The organism is Acinetobacter sp. SW-226 (genome assembly GCF_055632855.1).
Genome location: NZ_CM145752.1, coordinates 1963873 through 1976941, shown reverse-complemented (window position 1 = coordinate 1976941; position 13069 = coordinate 1963873). Strand labels below are relative to the sequence as shown.

Below are 13069 nucleotides of genomic sequence, written 5' to 3'. Positions count from 1 at the left end.
ACATAGAACGAAGCTTAGAGCTAAAGATTACAGAACCTTAGTAAGCAAATAGCTTATTAACTTCTGTGATTTATCGCAGTTTCCTGACCTGACGAAGGCTGGAAAAATCATTAACAGAATATATTTGAGTTGAAATAATTTGTTCATACTCGTTTTTAAGATCGACATTAACAGTGATTTATTACTGGATGGTGAAGATTGAAGAAATGAGTTACTAGCGAAATTAACTGAATCAAGCGTTTTGGTATGTGAATTGAATTGAAGCTGTACGTAGTTAAATCTACAAGGCTCCAACTGTAGCGATTAAGTTCGCGACGCAATATCCTACTTGTAGGGATTAGCGACTGTTTGGGGTTGTATAGTCAAGTAATTAAGTGCATGTGGTGGATGCCTTGGCAGTCAGAGGCGAAGAAAGACGTAATAGCCTGCGATAAGCTCCGGGGAGGCGGCAAATATCCTGTGATCCGGAGATTTCTGAATGGGGAAACCCACCTGTCATAAGGCAGGTATCGTATGATGAATACATAGTCATACGAGGCGAACGAGGGGAAGTGAAACATCTCAGTACCCTTAGGAAAAGAAATCAATTGAGATTCCCTCAGTAGCGGCGAGCGAACGGGGAAAAGCCCATTAAGTCATATAAGTTTTAGTGGAATGCTCTGGGAAGTGCAACCATAGTGGGTGATAGTCCTGTACACGAAAGGGCTTATATGATGATGTCGAGTAGGGCGGGGCACGTGAAACCTTGTCTGAATATGGGGGGACCATCCTCCAAGGCTAAATACTCCTGACTGACCGATAGTGAACCAGTACCGTGAGGGAAAGGCGAAAAGAACCCCTGTGAGGGGAGTGAAATAGATCCTGAAACCGCATGCATACAAGCAGTGGGAGCCGACATGTTCGGTGACTGCGTACCTTTTGTATAATGGGTCAGCGACTTACATTCAGTAGCGAGGTTAACCGCATAGGGGAGCCGTAGAGAAATCGAGTCTTAATAGGGCGTTTAGTTGCTGGGTGTAGACCCGAAACCGGGTGATCTATCCATGAGCAGGTTGAAGGTTGGGTAACACTAACTGGAGGACCGAACCCACTGTCGTTGAAAAGCCAGGGGATGACTTGTGGATAGGGGTGAAAGGCTAATCAAACTCGGTGATAGCTGGTTCTCCCCGAAAGCTATTTAGGTAGCGCCTCGGACGAATACCATTGGGGGTAGAGCACTGTTTCGGCTAGGGGGTCATCCCGACTTACCAAACCGATGCAAACTCCGAATACCAATGAGTACTATCCGGGAGACAGACTGCGGGTGCTAACGTCCGTAGTCAAGAGGAAAACAATCCAGACCGCCAGCTAAGGCCCCAAAATTATAGTTAAGTGGGAAACGATGTGGGAAGGCATAGACAGCTAGGAGGTTGGCTTAGAAGCAGCCACCCTTTAAAGAAAGCGTAATAGCTCACTAGTCGAGTCGGCCTGCGCGGAAGATGTAACGGGGCTAAAACTATATGCCGAAGCTGCGGATTTGCAATTTATTGCAAGTGGTAGGGGAGCGTTCTGTAAGCCGATGAAGGTGTATTGAGAAGTATGCTGGAGGTATCAGAAGTGCGAATGCTGACGTGAGTAACGACAAAACGGGTGAAAAACCCGTTCGCTGAAAGACCAAGGGTTCCAGTCCAACGTTAATCGGGGCTGGGTGAGTCGACCCCTAAGGCGAGGCCGAGAGGCGTAGTCGATGGGAAATTGGTTAATATTCCAATACTTCTATGTAATGCGATGAGAGGACGGAGAAGGTTAAGTCAGCCTGGCGTTGGTTGTCCAGGTGGAAGGTTGTAGGCATGTATCTTAGGCAAATCCGGGGTACTCTATGCTGAGAACTGATAGCAAGCTGTACTTGTACAGTGAAGTGGCTGATACCATGCTTCCAGGAAAAGTCTCTAAGCTTCAGTTACATAGGAATCGTACCCGAAACCGACACAGGTGGTCAGGTCGAGTAGACCAAAGCGCTTGAGAGAACTCTGCTGAAGGAACTAGGCAAAATGGTACCGTAACTTCGGGAGAAGGTACGCTGCCGACGGTGATAGGATTTACTCCTTGAGCTATTGGCAGCCACAGAAACCAGGCCCCTGCAACTGTTTATTAAAAACATAGCACTCTGCAAACACGAAAGTGGACGTATAGGGTGTGATGCCTGCCCGGTGCTGGAAGGTTAATTGATGGGGTTAGCGTAAGCGAAGCTCTTGATCGAAGCCCCAGTAAACGGCGGCCGTAACTATAACGGTCCTAAGGTAGCGAAATTCCTTGTCGGGTAAGTTCCGACCTGCACGAATGGCATAATGATGGGGGCGCTGTCTCCAGCAGAGGCTCAGTGAAATCGAATTCGCCGTGAAGATGCGGTGTACCCGCGGCTAGACGGAAAGACCCCGTGAACCTTTACTGCAGCTTGACATTGAACTTTGATCTTACTTGTGTAGGATAGGTGGGAGGCTTTGAAACCGAGACGCTAGTTTCGGTGGAGCCAATCTTGAAATACCACCCTGGTAATATTGAGGTTCTAACTCTGTCCCGTAATCCGGGACGAGGACCATGTCTGGTGGGTAGTTTGACTGGGGCGGTCTCCTCCTAAAGAGTAACGGAGGAGTACGAAGGTGCGCTCAGCGTGGTCGGAAATCACGCGTAGAGTATAAAGGCAAAAGCGCGCTTAACTGCGAGACCCACAAGTCGAGCAGGTACGAAAGTAGGTCTTAGTGATCCGGTGGTTCTGTATGGAAGGGCCATCGCTCAACGGATAAAAGGTACTCTGGGGATAACAGGCTGATACCGCCCAAGAGTTCATATCGACGGCGGTGTTTGGCACCTCGATGTCGGCTCATCTCATCCTGGGGCTGAAGCAGGTCCCAAGGGTATGGCTGTTCGCCATTTAAAGAGGTACGCGAGCTGGGTTTAGAACGTCGTGAGACAGTTCGGTCCCTATCTACCGTGGGCGTTGGAAATTTGAGAGGATCTGCTCCTAGTACGAGAGGACCAGAGTGGACGAACCTCTGGTGTACCGGTTGTGACGCCAGTCGCATCGCCGGGTAGCTATGTTCGGAAGGGATAACCGCTGAAAGCATCTAAGCGGGAAGCCTACCTCAAGATAAGATTTCCCTAGGACTTTATGTCCTCTAAAGAGCCGTTGAAGACTACGACGTTGATAGGTTGGATGTGGAAGCATAGTGATATGTGAAGCTGACCAATACTAATTGCTCGTGAGGCTTGACTATACAACACCCAAACAGTTGGTGTTGTGGTTCAAATCACTGCAAATACCTTGATTTAGTTATAAAGCTAAGTACAATGTGCAAATTAAATTAACTCAGATGTTCTGTTAATAACTCATTTGATGAAAGTTAGGCATACACAATGTGTAAATAAGACCAAACGAATAGTCATAAACAGTTGTGCTGGCGACAATAGCAAGAGTGAACCACCTGATCCCTTCCCGAACTCAGAAGTGAAACCTCTTAGCGCTGATGGTAGTGTGGCGTTTGCCATGTGAGAGTAAGTCATCGCCAGCTCATTATTCAAAAGCCCCCTAACTTAATTGTTAGGGGGCTTTTTTTATTATGCGGTTAGCGAAATATAGAGGAAAGAAGAAGAGATCAGAAACCATATAGTATAAAAAATTTATATTCATGCATGATCTAAAAGGATTATTCAAAAGTTAATGAATCTCCATGTGTCTCAATTCAAAGATCAATGTTTGAAAAACTTATAAGGCTCCTTTTAGGCTTTTTTGATGCTCTTTCACTTGTTTAGCATATTTTTTTCCTTGGCGTTTCATCTTCCAGCTTGAATGGTAGCCTGTTGGACCGACATTATAATAAGCCAAAGCTTTGGGCCAACTTTCTGCTTTTTGGTTGTAGTTGGAGAGAATGTACGTGCCACAATTAATATTATTAACTTCTTCAAATAAATCGCCAGGGCAAGTTTGTTGCCAATAGCGTGGGATAACTTGTGTTAAGCCAATAGCACCAGCAGGGGAAATAGCATAATTACGGTAACTAGACTCTTGTCTTATAACAGCCGCAATTAACAATGGATCGACATTATAACGATCAGCACTTTGCACAATCATTGGCGCAACACGCTGTGCTGTAGTTGCTTCAACAGCATATGCCTTTTGAATACCATTGGCTAATTTTGCTGAACGCTTTTCAACAGAACCACCACCGAGCGATGAACAGCCTGTAAATATTAAAGCTGTTGTTAAAATTAAAACAGATTTGGTTCTAATTTGAGATGTGGGGAGGGATCTTTGAAAATTCAACAAGCTGCATATCCGTTGGTTTTAGCATTTGAAATGATCATATTCATCAGGTAAAGCGCAGTCAACCCAGTGTGAGAGATGCTCTTTTATGGATTTGTTAAATTTGCCTTTTATTTAAGCGATATTTTCGATGTTAGGCAAACACGCTGATTTCTAATGCTCTTAGCATGATTCCATGACATGAAAGATAGATACAAATAGATTGTATTTAAATAGCCTAAGTAACCCGAATCATGGATAGTAAATAGGCTTGAAATAGAAGAGGACTAGAGCTATCAGTTGAGTTACCACACCAAACTCACAACTCTAGTCCTTATGTTCGATAGTACAGAATTATTTTGTGTAATTGATGATTTCTTCTTAAAATTTGAAGCGACTTACTGGAAATTTCTTAAAGAATGTAACCATTGTCTAAGAATTCGAACCGCTCAACTGAATATTTCAGAAATCATCTTCATTGCGATTTGGTATAAATGTTCTCATTTTAATAACTTCAAAGCATTTTTCTCATCGTTGAAACAAGACAAAAGCCATTTATTTAAAAGTTTACCCTGTTATCAGCGCATGATTCATTTAGTGAATACACATCAACTCGCTTTACATGCCTTGCATTTCGCTGTGATGAAAGATGATCAAAGTTCGTATTTATGGATTGATTCAACTACTTTGCCAGTCTGTAAAAATCAGCGTATTCAGCGACATAAATCCATATCATCAATTGCAACGCGTGGTAAAAGCTCAATGGGATGGTTCTTTGGTTGTAAGCTACATTTACTGATGAATCAATCAGGTGAGATTGCGAACTCAGTTTTATCTAATGGACATACAGCGGATATCAAAATGGTTAAACAGTTGGTAGAAGGATTAAAAGCAAAGCTTTATGCTGATCGTGGCTATATTAGTCATGAACTGAAAGCTAGGCTTAAAGAACAAGATATTGATTTAACTACATATCATCGTAAAAACATGCAGGCAGTTCAATTGTCAAAAGAAGATGAATATTACCTAAAGCAGCGCAACAAAATAGAAACGTTATTTAGTTTACTCAAAGGGAAATATAATTTGGTAACAAGTAACGCTAGAAGTGTTGAAAGCTATTTAGCTGGTATTTATGCCTCTTTATGTGCCTATCAATTAACCCATCGAAATAAGCCAACAATTCAATCTATGGAATCATTGGCTTAAACAAGATTCGGGTTAAGTAATCATAATTTCAGTTCATTTGTGTCTAAGGGGGGAACAACCTTAGATGAGCTAATATTTTACCTAAACGCTTTTGGATGAAAGGCGATAGTTTTAGTTATCGCCTTATTAATATTGAATTATTTTAACTCACTGGATGACTTGCCTAGTTCACGGCGCGCGATAATGAGTTGCTGAATTTGCTGAGTTCCTTCAAAAATATCTAGAATTTTAGAATCTCTTGCCCATTTTTCTAAAAGCTCATCTTCGTTATAGCCGACTGTTGCTGCAAGTTCGACGCACTTGAGCGTAATTTCATTACAGATCCGGCCAGCTTTAGCTTTTGAGATAGAGGCTTCTTTTGAGTTCGGTTTTTTGTTATCTGCCATCCATGCGGCTTTTAAGGTCAGTAAGCGTGCCGCTTCCCATTCGGCTTCCATACGATAAATTTGACTCTCAATATGAGTCGTCTGTAAGTATGGCGTTATGTATTGAGGATCAAAATAATCGCTAAAAATCTCTTTAATGCGTTCTAGTGAGGCCTTGGCACAGCCTATAGCCATTGCTGCAACGAGTGGACGGGTATTATCAAAAGTTTCCATCACACCAGCAAAGCCTTTAGTTGCATCTATTTCAGCATTGCCAAGTAAATTGCTTGCAGATACACGGCAGTCAATAAAACGAATAACTGCGGTGTCAGATGCTTTAATTCCTAGCTTATGCTCTAAGCGTTCTACCGTCATGCCAGCTGTTCCTTTAGGAATCACAAAAGATTTGATCGCTGAACGCCCTAACTTTTTATCCAGTGTTGCCCAAACAACGATGGCATCGGCACGATCACCAGAAGTCACGAAGATCTTTTCACCATTTAAGATGTAATCATCGCCATCTTGTGTTGCAGTGGTGCGAATAGCAGCAGAGTCCGAGCCACAGTTTGGTTCAGTGATTGCCATGGCCGCCCATGTGTTTTTGAAGCGCTCCAACTGCTCTTCATTGGCAACAGCGGCTATTGCTGAATTTCCCAGCCCTTGACGAGGTATTGATAGAAGTAAAGCGGTATCTCCATAGCACATTTCAATGACACTTAATGCGGTAGAGAGATTCACTCCATTTTTATTGCCTTGTTCATTGGTACCCCGCTTGCCGACAGCGGCCCCTGCGTTCATACCTTCACCACCTTCATTCATACCATCGACTAAGGATGCCAACATATCCAGTTCTTTAGGATAGCTATGTTCAGCTTTATCGTATTTTCGGGAGATAGGGCGAAGTACATTGATGGCCACTTGGTGGGCTTGATCAATCAGCAATTTAAATTTTTTAGGGTTTTGTAAATTCATGCCAGTTTTCCTTTTTATTATGCATGTAGACCAGAGTGAACAATTGCTGTTGCACGTAAATCACGATACCAACGTTCGACAGGGTGTTCTTTGGTGAATCCGTGCCCACCTAAAATCTGTACACCATCAGTGCCAATTTTCATGGCTTTTTCGGCGCAAAGTAAACGTGCTAAATAGGCTTCACGGTGAAATGTCTGCCCAGATTCAGCTAGACTTGCTGCATTTAGGATAAGCATACGCATGGCATCAATTTCGATGGACATATCGGCAATCATAAAAGCAACACTTTGACGGTGAGAAATGGGTTCACCAAAGGCGGTGCGTTCATTGGCATATTCAATACAATATTTTTTGACTGCTTCACATGTGCCAACCGCCATTGCACACCACATTAAATTGCCGAGGTCTAAAAATGCAGTGTAGTTGAAGTCTTCATCACCTAAGCGTAAAGCAGGGGTTTGATTAAAAATTAAATTTGCTGTTTCTATGGCTTTGAGCCCCATGGCAGGTGATTTTTTAAACTGAATACTTTCATCACGTCTGAGAATAAAAACTTCAGCTTGACCATTAAGTTCGGCACTGACAAGGAAAATATCTGCAGTTTCAGCCAATAGCACCAGTGTCTTTTCGCCTTGAATAAGATACTGGCCATCACGTGAAATGGCTTTGGTTTTTAACTGGTAAGGATTAAAAGCAGGCTTAGCTTCTTGAATTGCAAAGCTAGCGCGAATGCTAACGTCTTGCGCAAAACTGTTCAAATATAAAGCTTGTACTTGCTCAGAACCCCATTGTGTAATGGCATTAATCACGCTAAAGGTAGAGAGCATACCCGCAGCTAAACTAAAATCACCTTTGGCCAAATGCTCCGCAATAAGTATATTACTCAGAATATTTTTTTCAGATGCAACACCGCCGAGTGCTTCAGGCAAAGCATAAAAGTTTAGACCTAGGTCTTCGATATATTGCCAAAGTTCTGTTGGAAAAGTTTCATTTTGATCGGCACTGGCGGCTAATGGGTAAAGTACATCTGCAGCGAATTGAGACATGGTGTCGATGGTCATTTGCTGATCTTCTGAATAGTTCAGATCAAATAATGACTTTTCTTGATTATTAAGCCGCTGTTTATGCAGACCTGTATTGGCTTTAAAAGCTTTTTGTGTTTTTGATAGGGTTTTAAAGCTTGCTTTTGAGCCTTGATAAAGTGATTTTTCTACAAACTTTCTAAGTTTTAATTGGTCAAGTACGTCGCTACTTGCTATCTTTGTGATCAGTGATAAGCCAAATCCCTGCGCTTTATTTACCATATTTGTCATTATTTTCATCCAGCAGAATTATTCTGTATTTTTATGCTGACATAGCGGAACATGAATGACTATGTCATCGCTGACATGATGTATTGTCAAAGATAAACGGTAGATGGTGTGTTTTAAATTCTTCTAATGATTTGTTTTTAAACTTTTTTATTAAATCGTTGGAAATTAAATTTATTGACTAATTGACCAAAATGACATTGCGTCATTTTGGTCATGCAGCTTTTAGATGAACTTTTTCAACCATTGCGCGAACATTGGTTTTCGCTTCAATCACGGTCATAAAGGTATAAGCACCGATGAATTTACGGCTGATAAACATAAATTCTTTGGGTGGAACACTGAAATAGCGAGACGCCATCGACTTAGACGCTTGTTGCATGACACGGCTATGAAGTTGGCTAGCTTTCCAGTCATAAGCAAAGTTTTGATCCATAACACCAGTAGGTAAGTCAGGATTGTTACTAGGACTGCTGAATGCTTCAGTTGCAAGTAAAAAGACTTTAGCCATATCCGGTTTAATGCTTTGAGGGATAGATTCGAAAAATTCATAGCCTGTCATTGCTTGAACCATTTCTTCACTATTGTGGTTAAATCCAGCATGAATGAGCTTGCGTGCAACACCGAGTAAGTGTTCATCAAACTGTCGAATTGCACCAAAGTCAAGCAGAACGATTTTATCCAAGATGTCATTGCCATTACCTAAGCGAACCAGATAGTTACCAAAGTTCGGATCGGTCTGCATTTCACCCCATTCAAAAATCTCGCGTACCGCAATTTCAAGTGATGCTTCACCAAGTTTGTTGCGACGTTCTTGCGGTAGAGACAGCATGACGGGGCTGTTAATCGGCACACCACGTTCAAAGGTCATGCATAACACTTGGTCTGTGCAATAGTCATCAATAATTTGTGGCACGATGTAGCGTGGGTCTTCTTTTAAGCGAGCAGCAAAGCGGCGTGTAGTTGCAGCCTCAATTTTATAATTCACTTCACGGTGCATCATTTCACGGACTTCGTCGAACCATTGATCGAACTCACGTGTTTGCGGCACCATGCGTGTCAGTTTAAGCATATTTTTGAATAGGCTCATGTCTGAGTCAATGGCTTCAGCAACGCCTGGGTATTGAATTTTTAATACCACCTCTAAACCATCAGACTTACGTGTTGCGCGGTGCACTTGTGCAAGTGATGCAGTGCCTAAAGGTTCGTGGTCGATGGTTAAATCATCCAGTTTAGAACCCAATTGGCTGTGTAATTGCTGTTTAATCGCAGGCCATGCTAAAGCGACTGTTTGATTGTTTAGAGTATTTAACGCTTGTGTGATTTCTTCTGGTAAAAAATGTTCACCATATAGTGCCATCATTTGGCCAATTTTGACGATGGAACCTTTAAGCTTGCCAATTTCAGATACCAAATAATCGGCTTGTTCTTTCATGGCTTTTTTGCGTTTTTTTTCTTTTTCTTCTTCACTAGAAAACATAGACGTTGCGCTAGAAGCTGCCCAACGTGTTCCAGCAAGCAACGAAGCTTTGGCAATCGATAAACGACGATCCATAGAGGAGGTTTTCAGTTGTTTAAGCTTATCGTTGTGATCTGACATAATTCAGTAAAATCCTTTCATCAGCAAGGGCAGCACTTAAGATTGTAACGGATAATATCGTGTATTCACGTATTAAAAAAGTTCAACTTGCTGAATAGCGAGTTAAAAAAGCTTATAAGTGTCAGATAAGTACTTAAAAATAGCTCAACCTGAGGTTTTCATGCGAAATTGGATTTTAAGTTTGTTCTTCTGAATCAGTTCATTTTTATGCGTTTGAATGTGTTGTAGAATCATTTCTTGCACAGGTTGGTGCATAAAACCGTGTGCATAACCTTTAACAATAATGATGCTTGGTAGACTAAAAAAGAAATATTTTGCATCTTCAACGGTCGCGCAGTCAAAGATACCTTGTTGTTGTAGTAGGTTTTGAAAAAAGCTTTTTCAATGTCGACGTGGTTATTTTCAGTGTCATTCCAATAACGCTCACGCATCGCCATTAGATTATTGTGTTTATAACTCATAGATTGGGACGTAATCAGCAAAATAATTCATTTCATAATAAAGCCATTTGATCTGATTTCAATGTAAAGCCTGTGACTTCATGTAAAAGTAAGGATGTGGAAATTTTATAAGTGTTTAGTATGTTCATACAAAATAGGATGTTATATTAAAGCGCTGCAACGCGTAGATGTTGTGAATGATTAGATTAAAAAATGATTAAAGAACATTTGTTTTGGGGAATGGAATTGAAACAGATATTAGGTCTACTCCTTGTAATGGGATTGTGCGGTGGTTCAGCCTTTGCGATGGGTCCAAGTAAAGAATATGAAATATGTATGAAACAAACGGGTAATGTATTGAGTGAGATTGATACATGCATGAGTAAAGAATATAAAGTACAAAAAAAACGCTTAAAAAAAGTGTTCAAAATATATTTAGACAAAACCCCTACTAATGAGCAAGCTTTGGTTAAACAATCTCATCAGCAATGGCTTGAGCAGCGTGATCAAATTTGTAATAACAAACCCATTGTGAAAAATGAAAAGACTGAAGTTCAGCGGATTTCATGTCTGATGCAAATGACACAAACCCGTGCAGATATGTACGAAGCACGTACAGGCAGTATAAGCAAATAAGTGCAAAGCGTATGAAAATGTGTTTGCTGTGCATCAAAACATTATAAATCATAGAAAAACAGGGTATCATAAGGCGTTTTTACAATGACCTTGGAGACGCCTTTAGTGGATCGCCCGACTATTAGCCCTGAACATATACAGGAAGCCGCTGAAAACTTAAGTACAATTCGTGATTTTATCCGTTTTGGAGTGACAGCATTACGTCAATACGATGCACATTTAGGTCAAGGTACAGAAGACTATTTTGCTGAAAGCTCAGCGTTGGTGTTACAGACTTTATCTTTAGATTGGAATGCAGATGCTGAAATCTTAGATTCAAAGTTACTGCCAAGTGAAAAAGCAGAAGTTTTAAGTTTATTAGAACGTCGTATTAATGAAAAAGTACCGACTTCGTATTTGCTTAATTTGGCATATTTTGATGGCAAACCATATTATGTCGACGAGCGTGTACTGATTCCGCGTTCACCGATTGCAGAATTGATTCAAAACCGTTTTTCACCTTATTGCTTAGGTGAAAATGGCCAAATGGGTGAGGCAGTCAATAACTTGCCAGAAAATCCAAATCCAAAAACACCACAACGTATTTTAGATATGTGTACGGGTTCAGGTTGTATCGCGATTGCTTTAGCTTATGCCTACCCAGATGCTGAAGTGGATGCAACTGATATTTCTAAAGAAGCTTTAGAAGTGGCTCAAATTAACTCAGAACACCACGACAAACAATATCAAGTGGCTTTACTTGAGTCTGACTTGTTTGCCAAAATTCCTGCTGAAAATCAATATGATCTCATCGTGTCTAATCCGCCTTATGTGGATGCTGAAGACATGGCAGACTTACCAGAAGAATTTCACCATGAACCAGAATTGGCACTGGCAGCGGGTCAAGATGGCTTGGATTTGGTTCGTAAAATGTTAGCTCAAGCACCAGATTACTTAACTGAAGATGGTCTCATTGTGATTGAAGTGGGTAATTCTGAATGGGCAATGCGCCAAAACTTTAATACCGTTGATTTTTACTGGTTACAGTTCCAAAAAGGCGGTACAGGAATCTTTGCATTGACTGCAGCTCAGTGCCGTCAATTCCGTGATTTATTCATTCAATCTGTTCAAGCATAAAAGGAGTCGTTGGACATGGCAGGTAATAGTATAGGGCAACTCTTCCGTGTAACGACTTGTGGTGAATCTCATGGTGTAGGCTTAATGGCGATTGTGGATGGTGTTCCACCGGGTCTTGAGCTTACAGCAGACGATTTGCAAAAAGATTTAGACCGTCGTAAGCCGGGCACCTCGAAATTTGCCACGCAGCGCAAAGAACCTGATGAAGTTGAAATTATTTCAGGTGTGTTTGAAGGTAAAACAACAGGTACACCAATTGGTTTATTGATCCGTAACACCGATCAAAAATCCAAAGATTACGGTAACATTGCACAAAGCTTCCGTCCGGGACATGCAGACTATACTTATACACAAAAGTACGGTTTCCGTGATTACCGTGGCGGTGGTCGTTCGAGTGCGCGTGAAACGGCTATGCGTGTGGCTGCGGGCGCGATTGCGAAAAAATATTTGGCCGAAAAGTTTGGTGTTTTAATTCGTGGTCATGTGACCCAAATTGGAACTGAAGTTGCTGAAAAATTGGATTGGAATGAAGTACCCAATAATCCTTTTTTCTGCGGTGATGTCGATGCCGTACCGCGTTTTGAAGCACTGGTGACTTCATTGCGTGAACAAGGTACCAGTTGTGGCGCAAAGCTTGAAATTTTGGCTGAAAAAGTACCTGTAGGTTGGGGTGAGCCTGTTTTTGACCGTCTAGATGCTGACATTGCCCATGCCATGATGTCCATTAATGCTGTCAAAGGGGTTGAGATTGGTGATGGTTTTGCCGTTGCTGGTCAGTTCGGACATGAGAGCCGAGATGAGTTAACCACAGATGGCTTCCTCGCGAACCATGCCGGTGGCATTTTGGGTGGTATTTCGAGTGGTCAAACCATTCGTGTTGCAATTGCGCTTAAACCAACAGCATCTATTACTACACCAGGTAAAACGATCAATATTAATCGTGAAGATACTGACGTATTAACCAAAGGTCGTCATGACCCTTGTGTGGGTGTACGTGCGGCTCCGATTGCAGAGGCAATGCTTGCGATTGTTTTAATGGATCACTTTATGCGCCATCGTGCACAAAATGCGGATGTCATTGCACCATTTGCGCCGATTGAATACTAGAGAATTCTCTTCCTATTTAAGGGAATAGACATTAAAGT

8 protein-coding genes, 2 rRNA genes and 1 pseudogene are annotated in these 13069 nt (G+C 41.7%); 6 read left to right on the top strand and 5 right to left on the bottom strand.

Going from position 1 to position 13069, the window contains the following annotated elements; all coding sequences use genetic code 11:
• Positions 1 to 360 precede the first annotated feature (360 nt).
• Together ACZ8ZH_RS09440 and rrf are read left to right on the top strand one after the other, a co-directional pair.
• Positions 361 to 3254, top strand: a 23S ribosomal RNA gene (locus ACZ8ZH_RS09440).
• 179 nt (positions 3255 to 3433) lie between these two features.
• Positions 3434 to 3548, top strand: a 5S ribosomal RNA gene (rrf, locus tag ACZ8ZH_RS09435).
• A gap of 194 nt (positions 3549 to 3742) precedes the next feature.
• Here rrf and ACZ8ZH_RS09430 read toward each other — a convergent pair.
• On the bottom strand, positions 3743 to 4303 hold the full coding sequence (locus tag ACZ8ZH_RS09430; RefSeq protein WP_086209182.1) for a lytic transglycosylase domain-containing protein: 561 nt from the start codon (positions 4301 to 4303) through the stop codon (positions 3743 to 3745).
• A 312-nt stretch (positions 4304 to 4615) separates the two neighbouring features.
• Between ACZ8ZH_RS09430 and ACZ8ZH_RS09425 the strand changes: the two genes are divergently transcribed.
• Complete coding sequence (locus tag ACZ8ZH_RS09425; protein ID WP_470247930.1) at positions 4616 to 5485, top strand: IS982 family transposase; 870 nt, start codon at positions 4616 to 4618, stop codon at positions 5483 to 5485.
• A gap of 137 nt (positions 5486 to 5622) precedes the next feature.
• Here ACZ8ZH_RS09425 and ACZ8ZH_RS09420 read toward each other — a convergent pair whose 3' ends face one another.
• From ACZ8ZH_RS09420 to ACZ8ZH_RS09405, 4 genes and pseudogenes are all read right to left on the bottom strand, one after another.
• Positions 5623 to 6822, bottom strand: a complete 1200-nt coding sequence (locus ACZ8ZH_RS09420) for an acyl-CoA dehydrogenase family protein (protein WP_119064043.1) — start codon at positions 6820 to 6822, stop codon at positions 5623 to 5625.
• A gap of 17 nt (positions 6823 to 6839) precedes the next feature.
• Complete coding sequence (locus ACZ8ZH_RS09415; protein WP_119064041.1) at positions 6840 to 8135, bottom strand: acyl-CoA dehydrogenase family protein; 1296 nt, start codon at positions 8133 to 8135, stop codon at positions 6840 to 6842.
• A 211-nt stretch (positions 8136 to 8346) separates the two neighbouring features.
• Complete coding sequence (locus tag ACZ8ZH_RS09410) at positions 8347 to 9732, bottom strand: ABC1 kinase family protein (protein ID WP_470247660.1); 1386 nt, start codon at positions 9730 to 9732, stop codon at positions 8347 to 8349.
• Between the two features lie 144 nt (positions 9733 to 9876).
• A pseudogene (locus ACZ8ZH_RS09405) lies at positions 9877 to 10193 on the bottom strand (hypothetical protein).
• 192 nt (positions 10194 to 10385) lie between these two features.
• Between ACZ8ZH_RS09405 and ACZ8ZH_RS09400 the strand changes: the two are divergent.
• From ACZ8ZH_RS09400 to aroC, 3 genes are all read left to right on the top strand, one after another.
• On the top strand, positions 10386 to 10808 hold the full coding sequence (locus tag ACZ8ZH_RS09400) for a lysozyme inhibitor LprI family protein (protein WP_086210647.1): 423 nt from the start codon (positions 10386 to 10388) through the stop codon (positions 10806 to 10808).
• A gap of 105 nt (positions 10809 to 10913) precedes the next feature.
• Entirely contained in the window at positions 10914 to 11924 is a 1011-nt protein-coding gene (gene prmB / locus ACZ8ZH_RS09395; RefSeq protein WP_086210661.1) for a 50S ribosomal protein L3 N(5)-glutamine methyltransferase, read from the top strand.
• Positions 11925 to 11939: 15 nt separating this feature from the next.
• Complete coding sequence (aroC, locus tag ACZ8ZH_RS09390) at positions 11940 to 13031, top strand: chorismate synthase (RefSeq protein WP_119064035.1); 1092 nt, start codon at positions 11940 to 11942, stop codon at positions 13029 to 13031.
• Positions 13032 to 13069 lie beyond the last annotated feature (38 nt).

Bases quoted from the DNA above. Each gene is read 5' to 3' on its own strand.
- ACZ8ZH_RS09400 (WP_086210647.1), top strand. From the start codon at position 10,386: ATGATTAAAGAACATTTGTTTTGGGGAATGGAATTGAAACAGATATTA.
- ACZ8ZH_RS09420 (WP_119064043.1), bottom strand. From the start codon at position 6,822: ATGAATTTACAAAACCCTAAAAAATTTAAATTGCTGATTGATCAAGCC.
- ACZ8ZH_RS09410 (WP_470247660.1), bottom strand. From the start codon at position 9,732: ATGTCAGATCACAACGATAAGCTTAAACAACTGAAAACCTCCTCTATG.
- aroC (WP_119064035.1), top strand. From the start codon at position 11,940: ATGGCAGGTAATAGTATAGGGCAACTCTTCCGTGTAACGACTTGTGGT.
- ACZ8ZH_RS09415 (WP_119064041.1), bottom strand. From the start codon at position 8,135: ATGACAAATATGGTAAATAAAGCGCAGGGATTTGGCTTATCACTGATC.
- ACZ8ZH_RS09425 (WP_470247930.1), top strand. From the start codon at position 4,616: ATGTTCGATAGTACAGAATTATTTTGTGTAATTGATGATTTCTTCTTA.